Origin of the sequence: Pseudomonas sp. FSL R10-1339, from assembly GCF_009600545.1 — a bacterium.
In the GTDB taxonomy this organism is placed as follows: Bacteria; Pseudomonadota; Gammaproteobacteria; order Pseudomonadales; family Pseudomonadaceae; genus Aquipseudomonas; species Aquipseudomonas bubulae.
This window is the reverse complement of record NZ_WIVQ01000031.1, coordinates 14,172-38,527: the sequence shown is the minus strand read 5'-3', so window position 1 is coordinate 38,527 and position 24,356 is coordinate 14,172. Positions and strand designations below refer to the sequence as shown.

General features: G+C 59.6%; 19 protein-coding genes and 1 pseudogene. 14 read left to right on the top strand and 6 right to left on the bottom strand.

Going from position 1 to position 24,356, the window contains the following annotated elements:
• Nucleotides 1–37: 37 nt before the first annotated feature.
• Nucleotides 38–1,402: a formimidoylglutamate deiminase gene (locus GHO03_RS11940; protein WP_153399862.1), complete on the bottom strand. Its 1,365-nt coding sequence runs from the start codon at nt 1,400–1,402 to the stop codon at nt 38–40.
• Between the two features lie 145 nt (nt 1,403–1,547).
• Here GHO03_RS11940 and hutC point away from each other — a divergent pair, with 145 nt between their 5' ends.
• The 14 genes from hutC (at nt 1,548) to GHO03_RS11870 (ending at nt 19,028) form a co-directional block, all read left to right on the top strand.
• Nucleotides 1,548–2,258: a histidine utilization repressor gene (gene hutC, locus GHO03_RS11935; RefSeq protein ID WP_153399868.1), complete on the top strand. Its 711-nt coding sequence runs from the start codon at nt 1,548–1,550 to the stop codon at nt 2,256–2,258.
• Nucleotides 2,255–2,833, top strand: a complete 579-nt coding sequence (locus GHO03_RS11930; protein ID WP_095017740.1) for a HutD family protein — start codon at nt 2,255–2,257, stop codon at nt 2,831–2,833. The genes hutC and GHO03_RS11930 overlap by 4 nt, the downstream gene beginning before the upstream one ends.
• A gap of 354 nt (nt 2,834–3,187) precedes the next feature.
• Complete coding sequence (hutU, locus tag GHO03_RS11925; RefSeq protein ID WP_133143891.1) at nt 3,188–4,885, top strand: urocanate hydratase; 1,698 nt, start codon at nt 3,188–3,190, stop codon at nt 4,883–4,885.
• 118 nt (nt 4,886–5,003) lie between these two features.
• Complete coding sequence (gene hutH, locus GHO03_RS11920) at nt 5,004–6,536, top strand: histidine ammonia-lyase (protein WP_095000818.1); 1,533 nt, start codon at nt 5,004–5,006, stop codon at nt 6,534–6,536.
• A 74-nt stretch (nt 6,537–6,610) separates the two neighbouring features.
• Nucleotides 6,611–8,014: an amino acid permease gene (locus tag GHO03_RS11915; RefSeq protein WP_133143890.1), complete on the top strand. Its 1,404-nt coding sequence runs from the start codon at nt 6,611–6,613 to the stop codon at nt 8,012–8,014.
• Nucleotides 8,015–8,041: 27 nt separating this feature from the next.
• On the top strand, nt 8,042–9,247 hold the full coding sequence (gene hutI / locus GHO03_RS11910) for an imidazolonepropionase (RefSeq protein WP_133143889.1): 1,206 nt from the start codon (nt 8,042–8,044) through the stop codon (nt 9,245–9,247).
• A gap of 10 nt (nt 9,248–9,257) precedes the next feature.
• Nucleotides 9,258–10,052 carry an N-formylglutamate deformylase gene (gene hutG, locus GHO03_RS11905; RefSeq protein ID WP_095017736.1) on the top strand — a complete coding sequence of 265 codons (795 nt, stop codon included), beginning with the start codon at nt 9,258–9,260 and terminating at the stop codon, nt 10,050–10,052.
• Nucleotides 10,053–10,272: 220 nt separating this feature from the next.
• Nucleotides 10,273–11,244, top strand: coding sequence for a prolyl aminopeptidase (gene pip / locus GHO03_RS11900; RefSeq protein ID WP_095000822.1), 972 nt, complete (start codon nt 10,273–10,275; stop codon nt 11,242–11,244).
• A complete protein-coding gene (gene dtd, locus GHO03_RS11895; RefSeq protein ID WP_095000823.1) occupies nt 11,241–11,678 on the top strand; it encodes a D-aminoacyl-tRNA deacylase in 438 nt (145 codons plus the stop codon). The genes pip and dtd overlap by 4 nt, the downstream gene beginning before the upstream one ends.
• Nucleotides 11,679–11,909: 231 nt before the next feature.
• Nucleotides 11,910–13,640 (top strand): glucan biosynthesis protein G, encoded by a 1,731-nt coding sequence (locus tag GHO03_RS11890; RefSeq protein ID WP_095001089.1) that lies wholly within the window; start codon nt 11,910–11,912, stop codon nt 13,638–13,640.
• Nucleotides 13,633–16,185, top strand: coding sequence for a glucans biosynthesis glucosyltransferase MdoH (gene mdoH / locus GHO03_RS11885; protein WP_095017735.1), 2,553 nt, complete (start codon nt 13,633–13,635; stop codon nt 16,183–16,185). The genes GHO03_RS11890 and mdoH overlap by 8 nt, the downstream gene beginning before the upstream one ends.
• 284 nt (nt 16,186–16,469) lie before the next feature.
• Nucleotides 16,470–17,267 carry a transporter substrate-binding domain-containing protein gene (locus GHO03_RS11880; protein WP_016783160.1) on the top strand — a complete coding sequence of 266 codons (798 nt, stop codon included), beginning with the start codon at nt 16,470–16,472 and terminating at the stop codon, nt 17,265–17,267.
• A 74-nt stretch (nt 17,268–17,341) separates the two neighbouring features.
• Complete coding sequence (locus GHO03_RS11875; protein WP_370688616.1) at nt 17,342–18,301, top strand: amino acid ABC transporter permease; 960 nt, start codon at nt 17,342–17,344, stop codon at nt 18,299–18,301.
• A complete protein-coding gene (locus tag GHO03_RS11870) occupies nt 18,294–19,028 on the top strand; it encodes an amino acid ABC transporter ATP-binding protein (protein ID WP_095000826.1) in 735 nt (244 codons plus the stop codon). The genes GHO03_RS11875 and GHO03_RS11870 overlap by 8 nt, the downstream gene beginning before the upstream one ends.
• Nucleotides 19,029–19,089: 61 nt before the next feature.
• On the opposite strand, the gene GHO03_RS11865 is transcribed toward GHO03_RS11870, so the two are convergent.
• From GHO03_RS11865 to tatC, 5 genes and pseudogenes are all read right to left on the bottom strand, one after another.
• Nucleotides 19,090–20,658, bottom strand: coding sequence for a methyl-accepting chemotaxis protein (locus tag GHO03_RS11865; RefSeq protein ID WP_153399860.1), 1,569 nt, complete (start codon nt 20,656–20,658; stop codon nt 19,090–19,092).
• 96 nt (nt 20,659–20,754) lie between these two features.
• Nucleotides 20,755–21,468 carry a methyl-accepting chemotaxis protein gene (locus GHO03_RS25840; RefSeq protein ID WP_371926149.1) on the bottom strand — a complete coding sequence of 238 codons (714 nt, stop codon included), beginning with the start codon at nt 21,466–21,468 and terminating at the stop codon, nt 20,755–20,757.
• Nucleotides 21,469–21,609: 141 nt separating this feature from the next.
• Nucleotides 21,610–22,671, bottom strand: a pseudogene (locus GHO03_RS25835) (methyl-accepting chemotaxis protein); the annotation flags it as partial.
• A gap of 179 nt (nt 22,672–22,850) precedes the next feature.
• Nucleotides 22,851–23,561 carry a 16S rRNA (uracil(1498)-N(3))-methyltransferase gene (locus GHO03_RS11855; protein WP_095000829.1) on the bottom strand — a complete coding sequence of 237 codons (711 nt, stop codon included), beginning with the start codon at nt 23,559–23,561 and terminating at the stop codon, nt 22,851–22,853.
• Nucleotides 23,558–24,355, bottom strand: a complete 798-nt coding sequence (gene tatC / locus GHO03_RS11850; protein WP_095000830.1) for a twin-arginine translocase subunit TatC — start codon at nt 24,353–24,355, stop codon at nt 23,558–23,560. Before tatC ends, GHO03_RS11855 begins: the two co-directional genes overlap by 4 nt.
• Nucleotide 24,356 lies beyond the last annotated feature (1 nt).

Genomic DNA, 24,356 nt, shown 5'->3' with positions numbered 1-24,356 from the left:
ATCGCGAGCAAGCCCGCTCCCACAAGGTGTTATGCACCTACCCCAACAACTCGCGTAGCACACGGGTGAAGTTGCGGCAGCTGGCCTCTTCATCGGCATGATGCCCGTCGCGAACTACCCATTGGCCGTTAACCATCACGTTGCGTATCTGGCGGTCGCCGCCGGCAAACAACCAGCGGTTTAAAATGGCGTCGTCCTGTGCGGTGGCCAGGTACGGGTCGTTGCCGTCAAGCACCAGCCAGTCGGCGCGTTGACCAACGGCCAAGCCAGCGACTGGTTGCCCCATCGCTTGTGCACCACCCGCCAGGGCGGCGTCGTACAGCGTACGCCCGACCATCGGCTGATCACTGCGATACATCCGGTTGCGGCGTTGGTCGCGCAAACGTTGGCCGTACTCCAGCCAGCGCAGTTCCTCGACCACGCTCAGTGATACATGGCTGTCCGAACCGATGCCCATGCGCCCGCCTTGAGCGAGGTAATCCACCGCCGGGAAAATACCGTCACCCAGATTGGCTTCAGTGGTCAGGCATAACCCGGCTACGGCCTTGCTCTGCGCCATCAGTTGAACTTCGTCTGCGTTGGCGTGGGTGGCATGCACCAGGCACCAGCGCGAATCGACTTCGACATTGTCATATAGCCACTGGATCGGACGCTTGCCGCTCCAGCTCAGGCAGTCGTCGACTTCCTTTTGTTGCTCGGCAATATGGATATGCACCGGGCAGGTTGTGTCGCTGGCGCCCAGCACTGCGTTTATTTGCCCGGGAGTAACGGCGCGTAACGAGTGAAAACACAGCCCCAGGGTCTGCGCTGGCTGTTGCGCCAGTAGCGGCTTGAGCTGTTGCTGCAATTTGAGGTATTGCTCGGTGCTGTTGATAAAGCGCCGCTGACCGTCGTTGGGTGTCTGACCGCCAAAACCCGAGTGGCTATAAAGTACCGGCAGCAACGTCAGGCCAATGCCGGTGGAGCGTGCAGCTTCGCTAATTCGCAGTGCCAGCTCAGCCGGGTTGGTATAGGGCTGCCCTGACAGATCGTGATGGACATAATGGAATTCCGCCACCGAGGTGTAACCGGCCTTGAGCATCTCGATGTACAACTGACGGGCAATGACGCCGAGTTGTTCAGGGCTGATTTTTCCGACGAGCCGATACATCAAGTCGCGCCACGTCCAGAAGCTGTCATTGGGGTTGCCCGCCACTTCGGCCAAACCGGCCATGGCCCGCTGGAACGCGTGAGAGTGCAGGTTCGGCATGCCCGGCAACAGCGGGCCGCTCAAACGTTCTGCCCCGTGCGCGTCGGCATTGGCTGTAATTTGTGTCAGGCGACCATCGGCACCCACCTCGATTCGGACATTGGCAGACCAGCCAGTCGGTAGCAGGGCGCGCTCGGCAAAGAAGACAGACATCGGTTCGGTACCCCAAAGCTTGTTATTTGTATATACATATACAGACGTTTGCCTGCCCGGTAAACTCCGGCAAGCTACGCCCTTTACTCATGAACAAGGATTGCCTGTGTCGACTCCGCCTGTCTTGTCCCCGCTGGCCGCCCACATGGGCGACAGCCCGGCCCCGCTTTACGCCCGCGTAAAGCAAATGATCACTCAACAGATCCAGAGTGGAAACTGGCCGCCGCATTACCGTGTGCCATCTGAAAGCGAACTGGTGACCCAGTTGGGTTTCAGCCGCATGACCATCAACCGTGCGCTGCGTGAAATGACCGCCGACGGCTTGCTGGTGCGCATGCAGGGTGTCGGTACCTTTGTGGCCGAGCCCAAGACACAGTCCGCGCTGTTTGAAGTCAACAACATCGCTGATGAAATTGCTGCCCGCGGGCACACTCACACCTGCAAGGTCATCAGCCTGGGTGAAGAAATGGCCGGCTCGGAACGCGCCGCCGTGCTCGATATGCGTGAAGGGCAAAAGGTCTTTCATTCCCTGATCGTGCATTACGAAAACGGGATTGCCGTGCAAATCGAGGACCGTTTCGTGAATGCACAGGTGGCGCCGGACTACCTCAAGCAGGATTTCACCCTGCAAACACCGTATGCCTATTTGTCTCAGGTCGCTCCGCTGACCGAAGGCGAGCATGTGGTCGAAGCGATTCTGGCTGACCCCAAAGAGTGCAAGTTGCTGCAAATCGAGCTAGGCGAGCCGTGCCTGCTGATTCGCCGCCGCACCTGGTCGGGCCGTCAGCCTGTGACCGCCGCCCGGCTGATCCACCCCGGTTCCCGTCATCGTCTTGAAGGACGCTTCAATAAATGAGCCAGCCCGTTGTTTTACGTGCCGTCGATTATCCACGCATGCCGTGGAAAAACGGCGGCGGCAGCACTGAAGAAATCACCCGTGACGCAGGTGAAGGCCTTGTCGGTTTTGGCTGGCGCCTGTCGATTGCCGATATTGGCGAATCAGGTGGCTTTTCGCGTTTTGAGGGTTATCAGCGGATTATCAGCGTGCTGCAAGGCGCGGGCATGAACTTGCAAGTTGACGGGGCGAGCACGCGGGCACTGTTACCCTTTGATGCATATGCGTTCAAGGGTGAAAGCACCGTCTCCTGCACCCTGATTGATGGGCCGATCCGTGACTTCAACCTGATCTACGCCCCGCAGCGCTACGCAGCACGTCTGCAATGGCTGGATGCAACCGTCCCGCAACGCCTGTTCAGTTCGGCGCAGACCGTATTGGTGTTCAGTGCGGGCGAGCAGGTGCATGTTGGCCTGGGTAACACCTGCCATGAACACCTGGGCCGCTACGACTGCCTGCAACTAAGCGGCAATCGCGAGTTGCTGGAAATCACGCTAACCGGGCTGTGTTGCGTGATTGAGTTGAGCGCGGTCTGACACAGTCCTGATCAGGTGGGAGCGGGCTTGCTCGCGATGCAGGTGACTCGGTTTATTGGCGGGTCGCAGTGATGCGATCGCGAGCAAGCCCGCTCCCACAGAACACATGCGTTACCAAACGCCCCAAATCAGCGCACACATCTACTTCAGTAACACCCCTCGCTAATTTCTCCCTCTCCACCAAAAAACTTCTCTTGCGGTTGCGCACCTTTATTTCCGTGGCTTGCAGCTTTTTCATCAGGAAAATTTTCAGATTGGCCGCTAACTTGCATATGCTTGTATGTACAAGTACATAAGTGTGCGTCGATCCTCTTCTCACACCCGACGCATCTGCCCAACGCTGAGGAGTTACCCGTGACTTCAACTACCCCAAAATCGCCTGCCGAGTTCACCCGTCACCGTGATGGTGAGATCCGCGCCGCCCGCGGCACCCAGCTCACTGCCAAAAGCTGGATGACCGAAGCACCCCTGCGGATGCTGATGAACAACCTCGACCCGCAAGTGGCCGAGAACCCGACTGAACTGGTGGTGTATGGCGGTATTGGCCGGGCAGCGCGCAACTGGGAGTGCTACGACAAAATCGTCGAAAGCCTGACCAACCTAAACGATGACGAAACCCTGCTGGTGCAATCGGGCAAGCCGGTCGGCGTGTTCAAAACCCACAGCAACGCGCCACGGGTACTGATCGCCAACTCCAACCTGGTACCGCACTGGGCCACCTGGGAGCACTTCAACGAACTCGACGCCAAGGGCCTGGCCATGTACGGCCAGATGACCGCCGGCAGCTGGATCTACATCGGCAGCCAGGGCATCGTCCAGGGCACCTACGAAACCTTCGTCGAGGCCGGTCGCCAGCACTACAACGGCAGCCTGGTCGGCAAGTGGGTACTGACCGCAGGCCTGGGCGGCATGGGCGGCGCACAACCGCTGGCAGCAACTCTGGCCGGTGCCTGCTCGCTGAACATCGAATGCCAGCAAAGCCGTATCGATTTCCGTCTGGCCACCCGTTATGTCGACGAGCAAGCCGCGGACCTGGATGACGCACTGGCGCGTATTGCCAAATACACCGCTGAAGGCAAAGCGATTTCCATTGCCCTGTGCGGCAACGCTGCTGAACTGCTGCCAGAAATGGTTCGCCGTGGTGTGCGCCCGGACATGGTCACCGACCAGACCAGCGCCCACGACCCGCTGAATGGCTACCTGCCAAAAGGCTGGACCTGGGAGCAGTACCGCGACCGCGCCGTGACCGATCCGGCTGCTGTGGTCAAAGCTGCCAAAGCGTCAATGGGTGAGCACGTTGAAGCGATGCTGGCATTCCAGAAAGCTGGCGTGCCGACCTTCGACTACGGCAACAACATCCGTCAGATGGCTAAAGAAGTTGGCGTAGAAAACGCCTTCGACTTCCCGGGTTTTGTCCCTGCTTATATCCGCCCACTGTTCTGCCGTGGTGTAGGGCCGTTCCGCTGGGTCGCACTGTCGGGGGATGCCGAAGATATCTACAAGACCGATGCCAAGGTCAAGGAGCTGATCGCCGACGACGCCCACCTGCACAACTGGCTGGACATGGCGCGCGAGCGCATCAGCTTCCAGGGGCTGCCGGCACGTATCTGCTGGGTCGGCCTGGGCCAGCGTGCCAAGCTGGGCCTGGCGTTCAACGAAATGGTGCGCAGCGGCGAGCTGAAGGCCCCGATCGTGATCGGCCGCGACCACCTGGACTCCGGCTCGGTGTCCAGCCCGAACCGCGAAACCGAAGCCATGCAGGACGGTTCGGATGCCGTGTCCGACTGGCCACTGCTCAATGCCATGCTCAACACTGCCAGCGGCGCGACCTGGGTGTCGCTGCACCACGGCGGCGGCGTCGGCATGGGCTTCTCCCAGCATTCGGGCATGGTGATCGTGTGTGACGGTACCGACGAAGCGGCTGAGCGCATCGCCCGTGTCCTGCACAACGACCCGGCCACCGGTGTAATGCGTCACGCCGATGCCGGTTACGACATCGCCATCGATTGCGCCAACGAGCAGGGCCTGAACCTGCCGATGATCAACGGCTGACCTCTGGTCTCCCGTGGGAGCGAGCCTGCTCGCGAACGGCCTTCGCGAGCAGGCTCGCTCCCACATGGTTGTTAAAGATTTCTATAATTTTCGGTAACACGCGTGAAGGAGTATTAACGTGCTTGAGTTAAACCTGATCCCCGGCCAACTGAGCCTTGCCCAACTGCGTGACATTTATCAGCAGCCGGTTACCCTCAGCCTGGACGCGAGCGCCTCGGCGCAGATCGATGCCAGCGTGGCGTGCGTTGAGCAGATCCTTGCCGAAAACCGCACCACCTACGGTATCAATACAGGTTTTGGCTTGTTGGCTTCGACCAAAATCGCCAGTGAAGACCTGGAAAACCTCCAGCGTTCGCTGGTGCTGTCCCACGCCGCTGGTATCGGCGAACCGATCAGCGATGACCTGGTGCGCCTGATCATGGTGCTCAAGGTCAACAGCCTGAGCCGTGGTTTCTCCGGGATTCGTCGCGTGGTCATCGATGCATTGATCGCCCTGATCAATGCCGAGGTTTACCCGCATATTCCGCTCAAAGGTTCGGTGGGCGCATCGGGCGATCTGGCACCCCTGGCGCATATGTCGCTGGTGCTGCTGGGTGAAGGCAAGGCCCGTTACAAAGGCGAGTGGCTGGATGCCGTCACTGCCTTGAAACAAGCCGGTCTTGAGCCGCTGACCCTGGCTGCCAAGGAAGGCCTGGCCCTGCTTAACGGTACTCAAGTATCGACGGCCTACGCTCTGCGCGGTCTGTTTGAAGGCGAAGACCTGTTTGCCGCTGCGATGGCCTGTGGCGGCCTGACCGTTGAAGCCGTTCTGGGTTCGCGCTCGCCGTTCGACCCACGCATTCATGCTGCCCGCGGCCAACGCGGTCAAATCGACGCGGCGGCGATTTATCGCGATCTGCTGGGCACCAGCAGCGCAGTGTCCGAGTCGCACAAAAACTGCGACAAGGTACAAGACCCGTACTCCTTGCGCTGCCAGCCACAAGTCATGGGCGCCTGCCTGACCCAGTTCCGTCAGGCCGCCGAAGTGCTGGGCATTGAAGCCAACGCGGTGTCGGATAACCCGCTGGTATTTGCCGAACAGGGCGACGTGATCTCCGGCGGTAACTTCCACGCCGAGCCGGTTGCCATGGCTGCAGACAATATGGCGTTGGCCATTGCCGAAATCGGTTCGCTGAGTGAGCGTCGCATCTCGTTGATGATGGATAAGCACATGTCGCAACTGCCGCCGTTCCTGGTGGCCAATGGCGGCGTCAACTCCGGTTTCATGATCGCCCAGGTGACGGCTGCGGCCCTGGCCAGCGAGAACAAGGCGTTGTCCCACCCGCATAGCGTGGACAGCATTCCTACCTCGGCCAACCAGGAAGACCACGTATCGATGGCGCCTTCTGCAGGCAAGCGTCTGTGGGAAATGGCCGAAAACGTTCGCGGTGTTCTGGCCATTGAATGGCTGGCCGCGTGCCAGGGCCTGGATCTGCGTGATGGCCTGAAAACGTCCGCCAAGCTGGAAATCGCTCGCACCACCCTGCGCAGCAAAGTCGCGCATTATGAAAAAGACCGTTTCTTCGCGCCGGACATCGAAATCGCCATGCAACTGCTGGCGTCCCGTTGCCTGAACGCACTGCTGCCTGCACACGTTCTGCCAAGCCTGTAATCCAAAAAAACGCAGAGGGCCTACGGGCTCTCTGCGTCTCTGTTTTCGCCGACAAAAATAATCAAGGACGCGAAATGCAAAACCAGACTCAAGGTTTGAAACGCGGGCTTTCCGCTCGCCACATCCGTTTCATGGCGCTGGGTTCAGCGATCGGGACGGGTCTTTTCTATGGTTCAGCTGCTGCCATCCAGATGGCTGGACCTGCTGTGCTGCTGGCTTACCTGATTGGTGGCGCGGCGGTCTTCATGGTCATGCGCGCACTGGGCGAAATGGCCGTGCACAATCCGGTGTCCGGTTCCTTCGGTCACTACGCCAGCACCTATCTGGGGCCCATGTCGGGCTTTATTCTCGGCTGGACCTATGCCTTCGAGATGATCATCGTGTGTCTGGCCGATGTCACCGCGTTCGGTATTTACATGGGCTTCTGGTTCCCGGAAGTGGCGCGCTGGATCTGGGTGCTGGGTATCGTGCTGCTGATTGGCGGCCTGAACCTGTGCAGCGTTAAAGTCTTCGGTGAAATGGAGTTCTGGCTATCGCTGCTCAAGGTTGCTGCCATCGTGGCGATGATCCTGGCCGGCTTCGGCATCATGCTGTTTGGTATTGGCACCTCGGGCACCTCCGATGCGGTGGCGACCGGCATCAGCAACCTGTGGTCCTTCGGCGGCTTCATGCCCAATGGCGTGGGCGGTTTGATCGCCTCGTTTGCCGTGGTGATGTTTGCCTTTGGCGGCATTGAAATCATTGGTATCACCGCTGGCGAAGCCAAAGACCCGCAGCGTGTGATCCCTAAAGCGATCAACGCGGTGCCGCTGCGCATTCTGCTGTTCTATGTACTGACTCTGTTTGTACTGATGGCCATTTACCCGTGGACTCAGATCGGCAGCCAGGGCAGCCCGTTTGTGCAGATCTTTGACAGTCTGGGTATCAGCTCGGCGGCCACCATCCTCAATATTGTGGTGATCTCGGCGGCAGTGTCGGCGATCAACAGCGACATCTTCGGTGCAGGCCGCATGATGTACGGGCTGGCCCAGCAAGGGCAGGCGCCCAAGGGCTTTGCCAAAATCTCCAGACACGGCGTGCCGTGGATGACCGTGCTGGTAATGGGCGCCACCTTGCTGGTGGGTGTGGTGCTTAACTACCTGATCCCGGAAAACATCTTTTTGGTAATCGCCTCGATTGCGACCTTTGCCACGGTATGGGTATGGCTGATGATTCTGGTCACCCAGGTGGCCATGCGTCGTTCCATGACCCGTGAACAAGTGGCCGAACTCAAGTTCCCGGTGCCGTTCTGGCCGTATGCGCCGATTGCCGCCATTGTGTTCATGGTGTTTATCTTCGGCGTACTGGGTTACTTCCCTGAGACACAAGCCGCGCTAATGGTAGGTGTGGTCTGGATTCTCATGCTGGTTGTGGCTTATCTGCTGTGGGTAAAACCTGCAGCGGGTCGGGCAATTGAAGTGGCTCCCGAGCTTTCCTGAGTTTTTGATCATTGACGGAGTGACGCGATGAAAACCCTTTGGCAGCACTGCAATGTCGCAACAATGGCCAACGGCACGTACTCGATCATCGAGGATGCCGCCCTCGTCACCCGTGACGGCTACATTGAGTGGCTTGGCCCGCGTCAGCAGTTGCCGACGGGCGAATATGGGCAAACCCACGGCCTTGAAGGCGCGTGGGTAACGCCGGGGCTTATCGATTGCCATACGCACACGGTGTTTGGCGGCAACCGCAGCGGTGAGTTCGAGCAGCGTCTGCAAGGCGTGAGCTATGCCGAAATCGCCGCGGCCGGAGGCGGTATTGCCAGCACTGTGCGTGCGACCCGCGCGGCCAGCGAGGACGAGTTGTTCGACAGTGCCCGTCAGCGTTTGCGGTGTTTGCTGCGCGATGGCGTGACCAGTGTCGAGATCAAGTCCGGTTATGGCCTGAGCCTGGAGAGTGAACGCAAAATTTTGCGGGTGATCCGCCGTCTTGGCGAAGTGTTGCCGGTCACGGTGCGCAGCACCTGCCTGGCCGCCCATGCCTTGCCGCCGGAGTTCAAGGATCGCGCCGATGACTATATCGAGCATATCTGCAACGAGATGCTACCCGCGCTGGCGGCCGAAGGGCTGGTGGACGCTGTGGATGCGTTCTGCGAATACCTGGCGTTCTCACCGGCCCAGGTCGAGCGGGTGTTCAAGGTAGCGCAGCAATTGGGCCTGCCGGTCAAATTGCACGCCGAGCAGCTGTCTTCATTGCATGGCTCCAGCTTGGCGGCGCGCTATCAGGCGCTGTCGGCCGATCATCTGGAATTCATGACCGAAGAAGATGCCATTGCCATGGCCGCCTCCGGCACCGTGGCCGTGCTCTTGCCTGGTGCGTTTTACTTCTTGCGTGAAACCCAGTTGCCGCCGATGGAGGCCCTGCGCAAGCACGGGGTAAAAATCGCCATTGCCAGTGACCTCAACCCGGGAACCTCGCCGGGACTGTCGTTGCGCCTGATGCTGAACATGGCCTGCACCCTGTTCCGTATGACCCCCGAAGAAGCCCTGGCCGGGGTCACCCTGCACGCGGCAACGGCATTGGGCATGGGCGAGACCCACGGCTCGCTTGAGCCCGGCAAGGTGGCCGACTTTGTCGCCTGGAACATTGATCGTCCGGCAGACCTGGCTTATTGGCTGGGCGGTGATCTGGACAAACGCGTCGTGCGTAGCGGCGTTGACGTAACGCTTTAGGAGAAAGCTTGTGGACAAGGTTCTGACATTCAAACAAGGCCGCGTGCCGTTGCTGATCAGCATGCCCCATGCTGGTCTGAAACTGACTCCGGCAGTCAAGGCCGGGCTGATCCCTGAGGCGCAAAGCCTGCCGGACACCGACTGGCATATCCCGCAGCTGTACGACTTTGCCAGCGAGCTGGGTGCCAGCACCCTGGCAGCCGAGTATTCGCGGTTTGTGATTGACCTCAATCGCCCGCAGGACGATGCGCCGATGTATGTGGGCGCCACCACAGGTTTGTTCCCGGCCACGCTATTTGATGGCGTGCCATTGTTTCGTGAAGGGCTGGTGCCTACGAAAGAGGAGCGTGCGACGTACCTGGAGCAGATCTGGAAACCCTATCACCAGACCTTGCAACAGGAACTCAAACGCATGAAAGACGAGTTTGGCTATGCGCTGCTGTTTGATGCGCATTCCATTCGTTCGCAAATCCCTCATCTGTTTGACGGCCGTCTGCCGGACTTCAATCTGGGCACCTTCAATGGTGCCAGTTGCGATCCGACGCTGGCCCGCGATCTTGAAGCCATTTGTGCCGAGCATCCAGCCTACAGTCATGTACTGAACGGACGCTTCAAGGGTGGCCATATCACCCGTCATTACGGCAGTCCGGTGGACAACATCCATGCTGTGCAACTGGAACTGGCGCAGTGCACCTATATGGAAGAGTTCGAGCCGTTCAACTATCGCGAAGACCTTGCGGCACCGACCCGGGTGGTACTCAAGCAATTGTTGGCGCGGATTATTGAGTGGGGCCGGGAACGTTAAGTCAAAAGCTCCTCACCCTAGCCCTCTCCCGGAGGGAGAGGGGACAGAGTGCGCGCGGCCTCAAGAACACCGACAATCAGCCCCCCTCGCCCTACAGGAGAGGGTTGGAGGCGCGCCACCGATCCAAACCCCATCCTTTTAGTAAGGGCATGCTCAATACCTCCAATCGGGTTTATGATGCCTGACGGCAATCTCTTTCGACCCCTCCCTGGAGTGCGTAATGCAGACCTTGTTCCCGCAGATCAAACCCTACGCCCGGCATGAACTGGCGGTCGATGGCCCGCATGTGCTCTACGTTGACGAGAGCGGTTCGCCAGACGGCCTGCCGGTGGTGTTTGTCCACGGCGGGCCGGGGTCGGGTTGCGATGCCAACAGCCGCTGCTATTTCGATCCGGGCCTGTATCGCATCATCACCTTTGATCAGCGCGGCTGTGGTCGCTCGACACCGCACGCCAGCCTGGACAGCAACACCACGTGGGATCTTGTCGCCGATATGGAGCGGATTCGCCTGTACCTGGGCATCGACAAGTGGGTGTTGTTCGGCGGTTCGTGGGGCTCGACCCTGTCACTGGCGTACGCGCAAAGCCATCCAGCGCAAGTACATGGCCTGATTTTGCGTGGGATCTTTCTGGCGCGGCCGCAGGAAATCGAATGGTTCTATCAGGCAGGGGCCAGCCGGATTTTCCCCGACTACTGGCAGGACTATATCGCGCCGATCCCTGAGGAAGAGCGTGACGACCTGATGAGTGCCTTTCACAAGCGCCTCACGGGCAACGACCAGATTGCCCAGATGCATGTGGCCAAGGCATGGTCGACCTGGGAAGGCCGCGCCGCCACCCTGCGGCCCAACCCGCAGGTGGTCGAGCGCTTTTGCGACCCGCACCGGGCATTGTCCATTGCCCGTATCGAATGCCACTACTTTATGAACAACGCGTTCCTTGAGCCCAATCAACTGCTGCGGGACATGCACAAGATTGCCCACCTGCCGGCCGTGATCGTGCATGGCCGCTACGACATGATCTGCCCGCTGGATAACGCCTGGGAGCTGCACCAGGCCTGGCCGGGCAGTGAGCTGCAAATCATCCGTGAAGCCGGGCACGTCGCTTCCGAGCCCGGCATTACCGACGCCCTGGTGCGCGCCACCGAGCAAATGGCCCGTCGTCTGCTCAACTTGCAGCCTGACGAAGCATGAAGGGGCTGTTGCAGCGCGTCAGTGGCGCGCGGGTGGAGGTAGCGGGGGAGATTGTCGGTTCAATCGATCAGGGCTTGCTGGTGCTGGTTGCCGTCGAGCCCGGGGATACCGAAGCCAGCGCCGCCAAGTTGCTGCATAAGCTGCTCAACTATCGGGTATTCAGCGATGCCGAAGGCAAAATGAACCTGTCACTGGCCGATATCGGCGGCGGCTTGCTGCTGGTTTCGCAATTTACCCTGGCGGCAGACACCAAGAGCGGCCTGCGTCCGAGCTTTTCCACGGCAGCACCACCGGCATTGGCCGAGGCGTTGTTCAATCAGCTGCTTGAAGCGGCAAAACGACTTCACCCCAGCGTCGAATCGGGGCGTTTTGGCGCTGATATGCAGGTGCATTTGATCAATGATGGCCCTGTGACATTTTTGTTACAAACCTAAAACCCTGAAAAACCGTGTTTTCGTCTGAAAACAGGGGGTTTTAGCGAGAAATACTTGCTGACAGTAGATGCGTTGTAACGCGGGCTACTAGATAATCCTGCGCTACACAGAGACTAATCCGACACGTCCGGGGAATCATTTATTCCTTTGACGGTCGGAACAGTGCTCGCCAACCTGGCATTTAGATCGCTGGCCGTTGGTTTCATCATCTGTTTTCGGCGAGGTTTGCTCGTGATTGTTAGTCCATTAAATGCACCAAAAATGTCTGCCAAGCGGTTGCGTAACGCACTGGTGACGGGCTCTGCGCTCTTTTGCTTGTTCGGTGCGGGTCAACTGTGGGCATTCAGTCTGGATGACGTGGCGGCTGAGGCTAAAACCCTCGCCGAGCAGAAGTACCAAGCGCCGCGCAGCAATTTGCCAAAGGAATTCCGCGACATGAAGTTCGCGGACTACCAGAAAATCCAGTTCAACCGTGACAAGGCCCAGTGGGCGGGTGACAAAACCCCGTTCAAACTGTCCTTCTATCACCAGGGCATGCATTTCGACACGCCGGTGAAAATCAACGAAGTGACCGCCACCACGGTTGAAGAGATCAAGTACGACCCGAGCCGTTTCGACTTCGGCGACGTCAAGTTCGATCCTAAAGCCACCGAAAACCTCGGTTGGGCGGGTTTCCGCGTGCTGTATCCGATCAACAAGGCGGACAAACAGGACGAGATCATGACCATGCTCGGCGCGAGTTACTTCCGCGTTGTGGGCAAGGGCCAGATCTATGGTCTGTCGGCCCGTGGTATGGCGATCGACACGGCATTGCCGTCGGGCGAAGAGTTCCCGCGCTTCACCGAATTCTGGATCGAAAAACCCAAGCCTAACGACAAGCATCTGGTGATCTTCGCCCTGCTGGACTCGCCACGGGCTACCGGTGCTTACCGCTTCACCCTGCGCCCGGGCGTGGACACGGTAGTGGACGTCAAGGCGCAAATGTTCCTGCGTGACAAGGTAGGCAAGCTGGGCATCGCTCCGCTGACCAGCATGTACCTGTTTGGCGCCAACCAGCCGTCCAAGGTCCTCAACTACCGTCGCGAACTGCACGACTCGTCGGGCCTGGCCATTCACGCCGGTAACGGCGAGTGGATCTGGCGTCCGCTGAACAACCCGAAACACTTGTCGGTAAGCAACTTCGCCGTTGAAAACCCGCGTGGTTTCGGCTTGCTGCAACGTGGCCGTGATTTCAGCCACTACGAAGACCTGGATGACAACTACCATAAGCGTCCAAGTGCGTGGATCGAACCTCAGGGCGACTGGGGCAAAGGCTCGGTTGATCTGGTAGAAATTCCGACTGCTGATGAAACCAACGACAACATTGTTGCTTTCTGGAGCCCGGACACCCTGCCGGAGCCGCTCAAGCCGTTTGATTTCGCTTATCGCCTGCACTGGACCATGGATGAAGCAGCTCTGCACCCGGCCGACAGCGCCTGGGCACAACAGACCCTGCGTTCGACCGGTGACGTCAAGCAATCCAACCTGATCCGCCAACCAGACGGCAGTGTGGCGTATCTGGTGGACTTCGAAGGCCCGTCCCTCAAGGCTCTGCCGGAAAATGCTGCTGTGCGCAGCCAGGTCAGTGTGGGTGACAACGCCGAACTGGTTGAAAACAACGTGCGTTACAACCCTGAAACCAAGGGCTGGCGTTTGACCCTGCGGTTGAAAATCAAAGACCCGAGCAAGGCCACGGAAATGCGTGCAGCGCTGGTCCAGGACGTTGAGCCGGCTGCGGCCGCCAAAGCGGATAAGGCACCTGAGACCAAAGCCGAGAAAGCTGCGGCCAAGGCACAGGACAAGAAAGACCACGCAGCCAAGGACGCCAAGGCGCCTGAAGCGACCCCAGCCACTCCGGAGCCGGTCAAGACTGAAAAAGTGCTGACCGAGACCTGGAGCTACCAGTTGCCAGCCGATGAGTAATGCTCAGCCCCACCCGGCCTCGCTCAGCGAGTACCTGGCGCATTTACCACTGAGCGATGAGCAGCGCGCGGAACTGGCGAACTGCACCTCGTTCGCCGAGTTGCATGCGCGCTTGTCGGCGCAGAGCGACGTGGATGCCGCCGAGGCCGCTCAGGCTTCGGTGGGCACGCGTCTGAACCTGACTTCGGCGGCTGAACTTGAGGAAGCAGAAATGCTCGCCCTCGACGCCAGCGGCCGGGTCATGCTCAAGGCTACGCCGCCGATTCGCCGTACCAAGGTAGTGCCAGAGCCATGGCGCACCAATATCCTGGTGCGTGGCTGGCGGCGCCTGACCGGACGCAGCAACCCGCCCAAGCCGGAAATCGACGAACGCGTCCTGCCCAAGGCCCGCTGGCGTACGGTGGGTTCGATCCGCCGCTACATCCTGCTGGTGTTGATGCTCGGCCAGACCATCGTTGCGGGCTGGTACATGAAAGGCATCATGCCGTACCAGGGCTGGTCGTTCGTTGACCTTGAAGAAGTATTGCACCAGCCGTTGATGCAAACGGCCCAGCAAGTGCTGCCCTATGCCCTGCAAACCAGCATCCTGATCCTGTTCGGGATTCTGTTCTGTTGGGTGTCGGCGGGTTTCTGGACCGCCCTGATGGGCTTTCTGGAACTGCTGACCGGGCACGACAAATACCGTATTTCCGGCGCCAGCGCCGGTAATGAACCGATCCCGGAACAAGCGCGTACCGCGCTGGTGATGCCGATCTGCAACGAAGACGTCACCCGTGTATTCGCGGGTTTGCGCGCGACTTACGAGTCGGTGGCCGCCACCGGCGACCTGGACCGCTTCGACTTCTTCGTCCTCAGTGACAGCAACGATCCCGATATCTGCGTTGCCGAGCAACAGGCCTGGCTGGATGTATGCCGCGAAACCGAAGGCTTCGGGCGGATCTTCTACCGCCGTCGCCGCCGCCGTGTAAAACGTAAAAGCGGCAACCTCGACGACTTCTGCCGTCGCTGGGGCGGTGATTACAAGTACATGGTGGTGCTCGACGCAGACAGCGTGATGAGCGGTGAGTGCCTGACCAGCCTGGTACGCCTGATGGAAGCTACGCCGGACGCCGGTATCATCCAGACCGCGCCACGAGCCTCGGGCATGGACACGCTGTATGCGCGCATGCAGCAGTTCGCCACCCGTGTGTACGGCCCGCTGTTTACCGCCGGCTTGCACTTCTGGCAGTTGGGTGAATCCCACTACTGGGGTCACAACGCAATTATCCGCATGAAGCCGTTTATCGAGCACTGCGCCCTGGCGCCGCTGCCGGGTAAAGGCGCTTTTGCGGGCGCGATCCTGTCCCACGACTTCGTGGAAGCCGCGTTGATGCGCCGTGCCGGTTGGGGTGTGTGGATTGCCTACGACTTGCCGGGCAGCTATGAAGAGTTGCCGCCTAACCTGCTGGATGAACTCAAGCGTGACCGTCGCTGGTGCCACGGTAACCTGATGAACTTCCGCCTGTTTCTGGTCAAGGGTATGCACCCGGTGCACCGTGCGGTGTTTCTGACCGGGGTGATGTCGTACCTGTCGGCACCGTTGTGGTTCTTCTTCCTGCTGTTGTCGACGGCCCTGCTGGCGGTCAACACGCTGATGGAGCCACAGTACTTCCTGGAACCACGGCAGTTGTACCCGTTGTGGCCACAGTGGCACCCGGAAAAAGCCGTGGCGCTGTTTTCCACCACCATCGTCTTGTTGTTCCTGCCCAAGCTGCTGAGCATCATTCTGATCTGGGCCAAGGGTGCCAAAGAGTTCGGTGGCAAGTTCAAAGTAACGCTGTCGATGCTGCTTGAGATGCTCTTCTCGGTGCTGCTGGCACCGGTGCGCATGATCTTCCACACCCGCTTTGTACTGGCCGCGTTTCTGGGCTGGGCGGCGACCTGGAACTCGCCACAGCGTGACGACGACTCCACGCCGTGGAGCGAAGCCGTACGCCGTCATGGCCCGCAAACCCTGCTGGGTGCTGCATGGGCTGCATTGGTGCTGTGGTTGAACCCGAGCTTTTTGTGGTGGCTGGTACCGATTGTCGGTTCACTGATGTTGTCGATCCCGGTTTCCGTGATCTCCAGTCGGGTGAAACTGGGCCTCAAGACCCGTGACGAAAGCCTGTTCCTGATTCCTGAGGAATATGCGCCGCCCCGTGAGTTGTCGGCTACCGCCGAATACACCCATGAAAATCGCTACCATGCGCTGCATGACGGTTTTGTCCGGGCCGTGGTTGATCCGCAGCAGAACGCATTGGCCTGTGCTTTGGCGACCTCGCGTCACCGGGAAGCCGAGCCGATTGAGTGGTTGCGTACCGAGCGTGTGCGTCATGCACTCAAAGTCGGTCCAGAGGGCGTTACCAACAACGAGCGCATGCAGTTGTTGAGCGACCCGGTTGCCCTTGCACGCCTGCATGCGCTGGTGTGGAGCGAGGGGCACGAAGGCTGGCTGAACGCCTGGCGTGAGTCGGTTGCTGCCGACCCTCACGCACCGCTGTTGCCGTTGCAGCCTGCAGCTTGATCCTTCGTGAGCAACCCGTTTCCGCTTTAAGTGGGAGCGGGCTTGCTCGCGATTGCATCACCTCGTAATACCTGTTGCACCGCGTCGCTTGTATCGCGAGCAAGCCCGCTCCCACAGTGACTGTATCCCCCGGCCATTGGCCTTTTCTGTTTCAAAACTCGTCTCACAACCCTCAGTGAGTTAGCATCCGTTTTCGAATGGGTGAGCGCCCGGCTTTATTGGCTTTTTGCTTCAAGCCAGCCGCAGGCCAACACCTTAATTGAGTAGGTGAGGGGGAGTTGATGATGAAGAAGTTTGTCTCGAAACTGCTGTGCGGTGTCACTGCACTGCTGGCGATCAGCGCAGCCCATGCAGGCGCAATTGATGATGCGGTCAAGCGTGGCACCTTAAAGGTGGGCATGGACCCTACCTACATGCCCTTTGAAATGACCAACAAGCGTGGCCAGATCATTGGCTTCGAAGTTGACCTGCTCAAAGCGATGGCCAAGTCCATGGGTGTCAAGCTGGAGCTGGTGTCTACCGGTTACGACGGCATCATCCCGGCCCTGATGACCAACAAGTTCGACATGATCGGCAGCGGCATGACCCTGACCCAGGAACGCAACTTGCGCCTGAACTTCAGCGAACCCTTCATTGTTGTGGGCCAAACCCTGCTGGTACGCAAGGAACTGGCTGACAAGATCAAGTCCTACAAAGACCTCAACGACCCGCAATACCGCCTGACCTCGAAAATCGGCACCACCGGCGAAATGATCGCCCGCAAGCTGATGTCCAAAGCCCAGTACCACGGCTACGACAACGAGCCTGAAGGTGTGCTGGACGTGGTTAACGGTAAGGCTGATGCCTTTGTATACGACGCGCCTTACAACGTTGTAGCCGTCAACAAGTTCGGTAACGGCAAACTGGTGTTCCTTGACCAGCCATTCACCTACGAGCCACTGGCCTTCGGTCTGAAGAAGGGTGACTACGACAGCATCAACTTCATCAACAACTTCCTGCACCAGATCCACGAAGACGGCACTTACGATCGCATCCATGACAAGTGGTTCAAAGACACCGCCTGGCTCAAGGACATGGAATAAGGCTGATTGAATCATCGCGGGCTTGCCCGCGATGACGGCCTCCCTAGCGATACAAGACGTGGAACCTGAAAGTGATCAAACAAAAAAAAGCCCAGTGGCCCTGGCACGTATTGACCGTGCTGGTGCTCATCGGCCTGGCGGGGGCTTTGTATTACGCCACCTCGCTGATGTCTTACGAATGGCGCTGGAACCGCGTCCCCCAGTATTTCGCTTATCAGGCCGAAGAAGCCCAGCGGGCTGCTGAGCACTCGACCATCATCGAACTGGTACGCAAGGGCGACACTGCCGAAGTGCTGCTGCGCGGTGATGATGGCAATGAACAACGGGTGAGCGTTGCCGGCAATAGCCTGCAACTGGCCGAAGGTGACGAAGTCGACGAAGGCGATGTGATCGGCGTCAACCGCCACTGGGCTGCGGGGCCGCTGCTGTGGGGCCTGTGGACGACCGTCTGGCTGTCGCTGGTGTCTGGCGTACTGGGCTTGATTATCGGGCTGGTTACGGGCCTGTGCCGGCTATCGAACAACCCGACCCTGCGCGACCTCTCGACACTGTACGTCGAACTGGTCCGTGGCACGCCGTTGCTGGTGCAGATTTTTATCTTCTACTTCTTTATCGGCACCGTACTCAACCTGTCCCGCGAATTTGCCGGTATTGCCGCGCTGTCGCTGTTCACCGGTGCGTATGTGGCTGAAATCATCCGCTCGGGCGTGCAGTCCATTGCTCGCGGGCAAAACGAAGCGGCCCGCTCGCTGGGCCTCAACGGCAGCCAGTCGATGCGCTATGTGGTGTTGCCGCAGGCGTTCAAGCGGGTGCTGCCGCCATTGGCCGGGCAATTTATCAGCCTGGTCAAGGACACTTCGCTGGTGTCGGTGATTGCCATTACCGAACTGCTCAAAAGCGGTCGGGAAGTCATCACTACCTCGTTTTCGCCGTTCGAAATCCTGTTCTGCGTAGCGGGCCTGTACCTGTTGATCAACCTGCCGCTGTCGCATTTCGCCAGCCGGCTTGAGCGGAGGCTCGCGCAAAGTGATTGAAGTTCGCGAACTGGTAAAAGTCTTCGACACCCGCGGCCATATCGTGCGCGCCGTGGACAACGTCAGCACCACCGTCGCCCAGGGCGAAGTGCTGGTGGTGATTGGCCCGTCGGGTTCCGGCAAGTCGACTTTCCTGCGCTGCCTCAACGGCCTGGAAGACTTCGACTCGGGCTCCGTCAGCATCGACGGCCTGGATCTGGCCAACCCCAAGACCGACGTGAACGCCTACCGGCGTGAAGTCGGCATGGTGTTCCAGCATTTCAACCTGTTTCCGCATATGACCGTGCTGGAAAACCTGTGCCTGGCGCAGAAGGTTGTGCGCAAGCGCGGCAAGACCGAGCGCGAAGCCAAGGCCCGGGCATTGCTGGACAAGGTCGGGATCGGGCAAAAAGCCAATGAGTACCCGTCACGTCTCTCGGGTGGCCAGCAACAGCGTGTGGCAATTGCCCGTGCGCTGGCGATGGAACCCAAGGTGATGTTGTTTGACGAGCCGACTTCGGCGCTCGACCCGGAGATGGTCGGCGAAGTGCTGGACGTGATGAAGACCCTGGCCCGCGAAGGTATGACCATGGTCTGCGTGACCCACGAAATGGGCTTTGCCCGTGAAGTGGCGAACCGCGTGCTGTTCTTCGACCACGGCAAGTTACTGGAAGATTCCGCCCCGGAAGATTTCTTCACCTCGCCCAAAGACCTGCGCGCCCAGGCGTTTTTGCGTCAGGTGCTTTAAGAGCAGGGCCTGCCTGCTTTTGTGGGAGCGGGCTTGCCCGCTCCCACAGGGGCAGAGGTTTCTAAACCTTGAACCGCCCCACCAATGTCTGCAAATGCGTACCCAGGCGCGCCAGTTCAACGCTGGAGGCTGCTGTCTCTTCGCTGGCGGCGGCGGTTTGCTCAGACACATCACGCACATTCAATACACTGCGGTTGATTTCCTCCGCCACCGCGCTCTGCTGCTCGGCGGCTGCGGCAATCTGCTGGTTCATGCCCTGAATCGTAGACACCGTGCGGGTAATATTGCCCAGTGATTCGCCTGCTCGACGGGTCAGCTCAACGCTGTTGTCAGTCAGGGCGCGGCTGCTGTCCATGCTGCTGGAGACCTGCTGGGTGCCGCTTTGCAGCCCGGCAATCAGCTCTTCGATCTCCTCAGTGGATTTTTGCGTGCGCTGCGCCAGGCTGCGTACCTCATCGGCCACCACGGCAAAGCCGCGACCGGCTTCACCCGTCCGTGCCGCTTCAATCGCCGCGTTGAGCGCCAGCAGGTTGGTTTGCTGGGCCACGGACTTGATCACGTCAAGCACACTGCCGATCTTGTCGCTCTCGCGCTTGAGATGGCCCATGGCGTCGGTGGAGTGGCCGACTTCGATGGCCAGCTTCTCGATCTGGGCCAGGGCCTGCGCGACCACTGTGTCGCCTTCACGCGCCTGCTGGTCGGCCGCGAGCGCAGCCTCGGAAGCTTCTTCGGCATTACGCGCCACTTCCTGCACGGTTGCCGCCATTTCGTGCATGGCGGTAGCGACCTGATCGGTCTCGACCTTCTGGTTGTTGACCCCGGCGCTGGTTTGCTCGGTGACCGCCGAGAGTTCTTCGGCGGCACTGGCGATTTGCGTTATGCCGTCGCTGATACCGCCAATCAATTCCCGCAGGCCGGCAGTCATGCGCTGTATGGCTTGCTGTAGCTGGCCCAGCTCGTCGCGGCGGTCGGTCGGGTGGTCGTGGGTCAGGTCGCCTGCTGCAATGCGCTCAACGGTTTTGAGGGTGCGTTGCAGCGGTATGACTATCTGGCGGGTAATAACCCAGGCAGCAATGATGCCCAGTACCAGTGCCAGCAGTGTGCAGCCGATCAGCAGGTTGGTAGCCTGGCGGCTTTCGTTGTTGCGTTTGGTGGCCTGCAGGGTCGAGAGCTTCTGGCTTTGCTCGATCAGGACATTGCCCTGCTGGTGCATGCGTTCAACGGCTTGATCACTGGCCTGCGTACCCTGGATCAGGTCGGCGAAGGCACGTTTGTACTCCGCCACGGCGTTGAGCTGCTGCTCAACCAGGGCCAGGTCGTCGGGAGAGGTCAGCTGTTTGCGCGACAACGCCAGTGCGTTGTCCAGTTCGCTCAGTTGGTTGGTAACGCCGGCAAGTGCGCTTTCCCCGGGCTGGCGTTCATATTCGAGGCGGGCAATACGCAGGTCTTTGGTCAGGCTGATGATTTTCGAAATGTTGGCCAGCTTGTCGCCCCGGTCGATCACCGAGACCAGGCCGTTCCAGCCCGTGCCGGCAATCAGCAGGGTCAGCACCAGCACCAGGCCGAAGCCCAGGCAGAGTTTGCGGTTGACGCTGATATTGCCCAGCAGTTGGGCCAGCTGACGGTACATGGTGATACTCCTTGGAGGGGTATCAGGTCATCGGCGTCGTGGCCCGGAACTGAAGGACAGTTGCCGTTAGTGTGACGAAAGTCGCACCGCTCCTGGTCAGACCTTGAAACGGGCCACCAGGGTTTGCAGCTGTGTGCCTAGCCGTGCGAGTTCAATGCTGGAGGCGGCGGTCTGCTTACTGGCGGTGGCAGTTTGCTCTGACACGTCGCGCACATTCACCACACTGCGGTTGATCTCTTCGGCCACCGCGCTTTGTTGCTCGGCCGCGGCCGCAATCTGCTGATTCATACCTTGAATGGTCGATACGGTACGGGTAATGGTGCTCAAAGACTCACCCGCCCGCCGGGTCAACTCTACACTGCTGTCCGTCAGCAACCGGCTGCTGTCCATGCTGCTGGATACTTGTTGCGTACCGTTTTGCAGGCCCGTGATCAGCACTTCAATCTCTTCCGTGGACTTCTGCGTGCGCTGCGCCAGGCTGCGTACCTCGTCGGCCACCACGGCAAAACCACGACCTGCCTCTCCGGCACGGGCGGCTTCAATTGCGGCGTTGAGGGCCAGCAAGTTGGTTTGTTGCGAAACAGCCTTGATGACATCCAGTACGCTACCGATCTTGTCACTTTCGTGCTTCAGATGTGCCATTGCATCAGTGGATAGCTGCACTTCCGCCACCAGGCGGCCAATCTGCTCAACGGCCTGGGCCACCACGGTGTCACCCTCCTGAGCTTGCAGGTCGGCGGTGATCGCGGCTTTGGACGCTTCCTGGGCATTGCGCGCGACTTCATGCACGGTGGCGGCCATTTCATTCATGGCAGTGGCGACCTGATCGGTTTCGATGCGCTGGCTGTTGACCCCTGCGCTGGTTTGCCCGGTAACGGCAGACAGCTGCTCCGCTGCGCTGGCAATTTGGCTAACGCCTTCGCCGATCCCGCAGATCAGTTCGTGCAAGCCCCCGCGCATGACTTCAATGGCCTGTTGCAGCTGGCCGGGTTCGTCACGGCGGGTTGTCGGGCGGCTCTGGCTGAGGTCACCGGCTGCCACGGCCCGGACAATATTGAGCGTGTCGCGCAAGGGCGTAACGATCTGCCAGGTGATGATCCAGGCCGCGATAATGCCCAGCACCAGTGCCAATGATGCGCAGACCAGCAGCGCGGTTTTGGCGTGTCGGGTATCGATATCCCGTTGGTCAAGTTGTGACAGGGACAGTTTGTTGCTCAGGTCGACCAGTGCATCGCCCAGTACTTGCAGTTGTGATAATTGCTTGTCGCTATTCACTTGGGAATCGCGAAAGTCGATAAAGGCAGCGCGGTAGTTCTTCAGCGAAGCGATGGCCTGCTCGAATTGAGGGGCATAGGTAGCGGGCAGTCGCTTACTGAGGCTGGCCAGTTCTGCCAGCGCTTGATCGATGGCTTCCACGGCAGGCACCGCGGCATCGATGTCGCCGGTGTGGGTGTAGCCGCGCACCTCGAAGCGGGCCTGCAACAGCGACCGGTTGACCTGGTTGACGCTGTTGAACTCGGCCAGGTTTTCACTCTGGAGCACGTCCTTTTCGATCCCGGCAATCTGGCTGAGGGCGGCGACGGATGTTGCACCGAGCTTGGCCCTGCTGACTTCGCGTGCCCGGGTCGCCTCATCGATAGTGGCGAAGATGCTCTTGTACTGCTCGACGGCCCTGATTTCGTCCTTGCTCATGCTCAGGTCATTGGCCTGGACCATCAGCTTGTTGGCGGCGACCAGCTGGTTACCGATCTTGTTGAGCAGGTCATTGACCTCGCCCGGGCCGTTTTCACCGTTGTTCTTGTCGTAGGTGACGCGGGCAATGCGCAAATCCTTGATCAGGGCGATGACCTGGGAAATATTGGCCAGCTTGTCGCCCCGCTCAATCACGCTGGTCAGCCCCTTCCAGCCGGTGATGGTGATGAGCAGGGTCAGCAACAACACAAGGCCGAAGCCCAGGCCGAGCTTACGATTGACACTGATATTGCCTAGTGTGGCAGTCAACCAATGGTTCATGGACGAGTTCCTTTTTTTGATCGATTGGCATCGATAACAGCCGTCCATGGCTTCTTGAGTGATATTGAAGTGCTACTGCATCGGCTCGAGCGAGCAAATCTTAAGGAGGAAAAGAGGCTACACAAATGTCAGGGGCTGCTGCGGGGCTGGAATGCGCCCGCAGCGCCCTGCAGAGCGGTCTAGAACAGGCGGGCGAGCAGCGCCGTGACGGCGGTTTCGACCCGCAGGATGCGTGCGCCCAGTTGCACTGGCTGCAAGCCCGCCTTGGCCAGCAAGTCGATCTCGTAGGGGATCCAGCCACCCTCAGGGCCGATGGCCAGGGTTACGGCCTCATCCAGCCCGCGCGGGCAGGCCGGGTAATCCCCCGGGTGGCCCACCAGGCCCAGGGTGCCTTCCACCAGCGCCGGCAGGCGGTCTTCGACAAACGGCTTGAAGCGTTTTTCGATGATGACCTCGGGCAACACGCTGTCACGGGACTGCTCCAGCCCCAGGATCAACTGTTCACGGATGGCTTCGGGCTCCAGAAACGGTGTCTGCCAGAAGCTTTTTTCAACCCGGTAGCTGTTGACCAGAATGATCTTGGGCACACCCATCGAGGCTACGGTTTGCAGCACCCGGCGCAGCATTTTCGGGCGCGGCAGCGCCAGCAGCAGGGTCAGTGGCAGTTTGGCGGGTGGCGGCAGGTCCAGGCTGTGGATAACCAGCTCAGCCTCTTTGGCCTCCAGACGCACCAGTTCGGCGCTGCCCATCAGCCCGCCAATGCGCCCCACGCGCAGGCTGTCGCCCACTGCAGCACGGTGAACTTCCTGCATATGCGTCAGGCGCCGGTCACGCAGGATCACGCGGTCGGCGGCAATGAAATCAGCCTCTTCGAGGAGCAGCAGGTTCACGCTTGTGGTGCTGGCGGTTGGGCGTCGTTATCGGCCGGTTGCTCGTCTGCGTCATCGCCACGCTTGTTTTTGCTGACCAGGCTGCCAAACAGGATGCCGATTTCAAACAGCATCCACATCGGGATCGCCAGCAAGGTTTGCGAGAAAATGTCGGGCGGGGTCAGGATCATGCCGACCACGAAGCAGCCGATAATCACGTAGGGGCGGATCTTGCGCAGGTATTGCACATCGACGATGCCGATCCACACCAGCAGCACTACGGCTACGGGGATTTCAAAGGCCACGCCAAAAGCAAAGAACAGGGTCATGACGAAATCAAGGTAGCTGCTGATATCGGTCATCATCGCAACCCCTTCCGGGGTGGCAGCGGCGAAGAACTTGAACACCAGCGGGAATACCAGGAAGTAGGCAAAGGCCATGCCGGCGTAAAACAGGAAAATGCTCGACACCAGCAGGGGCACGGCGATGCGTTTTTCATGCTTGTACAGGCCCGGTGCAATAAACCCCCAGATCTGATGCAGGATCACCGGAATGGCGATAAACAGCGAGACCATCATGGTCAGCTTGAGCGGGGTCAGGAACGGCGAGGCCACGTCGGTGGCGATCATCGTTGCACCCACCGGCAGGTATTCACGCAGCGGCGTGGAGACCAGGGTGTAGATCTGCTGGGTAAAGGCAAACAGCCCGGCAAAAATGATGAAAATCGCCGCGATGCAGCGCAACAGGCGGGTACGCAACTCGGTCAGGTGCGAAACCAGCGGCATTGGCTGGTCGTGTTCAGGCTTATCGCTCATG

What these genes read in the sequence shown, in the direction of transcription:
- GHO03_RS11940 (WP_153399862.1), bottom strand. Translation starts at nt 1,402, where the DNA reads ATGTCTGTCTTCTTTGCCGAGCGCGCCCTGCTACCGACTGGCTGGTCT.
- hutC (WP_153399868.1), top strand. Translation starts at nt 1,548, where the DNA reads ATGGGCGACAGCCCGGCCCCGCTTTACGCCCGCGTAAAGCAAATGATC.
- GHO03_RS11930 (WP_095017740.1), top strand. Translation starts at nt 2,255, where the DNA reads ATGAGCCAGCCCGTTGTTTTACGTGCCGTCGATTATCCACGCATGCCG.
- GHO03_RS11915 (WP_133143890.1), top strand. Translation starts at nt 6,611, where the DNA reads ATGCAAAACCAGACTCAAGGTTTGAAACGCGGGCTTTCCGCTCGCCAC.
- hutI (WP_133143889.1), top strand. Translation starts at nt 8,042, where the DNA reads ATGAAAACCCTTTGGCAGCACTGCAATGTCGCAACAATGGCCAACGGC.
- pip (WP_095000822.1), top strand. Translation starts at nt 10,273, where the DNA reads ATGCAGACCTTGTTCCCGCAGATCAAACCCTACGCCCGGCATGAACTG.
- dtd (WP_095000823.1), top strand. Translation starts at nt 11,241, where the DNA reads ATGAAGGGGCTGTTGCAGCGCGTCAGTGGCGCGCGGGTGGAGGTAGCG.
- mdoH (WP_095017735.1), top strand. Translation starts at nt 13,633, where the DNA reads ATGAGTAATGCTCAGCCCCACCCGGCCTCGCTCAGCGAGTACCTGGCG.
- GHO03_RS11880 (WP_016783160.1), top strand. Translation starts at nt 16,470, where the DNA reads ATGAAGAAGTTTGTCTCGAAACTGCTGTGCGGTGTCACTGCACTGCTG.
- GHO03_RS11865 (WP_153399860.1), bottom strand. Translation starts at nt 20,658, where the DNA reads ATGTACCGTCAGCTGGCCCAACTGCTGGGCAATATCAGCGTCAACCGC.
- GHO03_RS25840 (WP_371926149.1), bottom strand. Translation starts at nt 21,468, where the DNA reads ATGAATGAAATGGCCGCCACCGTGCATGAAGTCGCGCGCAATGCCCAG.
- tatC (WP_095000830.1), bottom strand. Translation starts at nt 24,355, where the DNA reads ATGAGCGATAAGCCTGAACACGACCAGCCAATGCCGCTGGTTTCGCAC.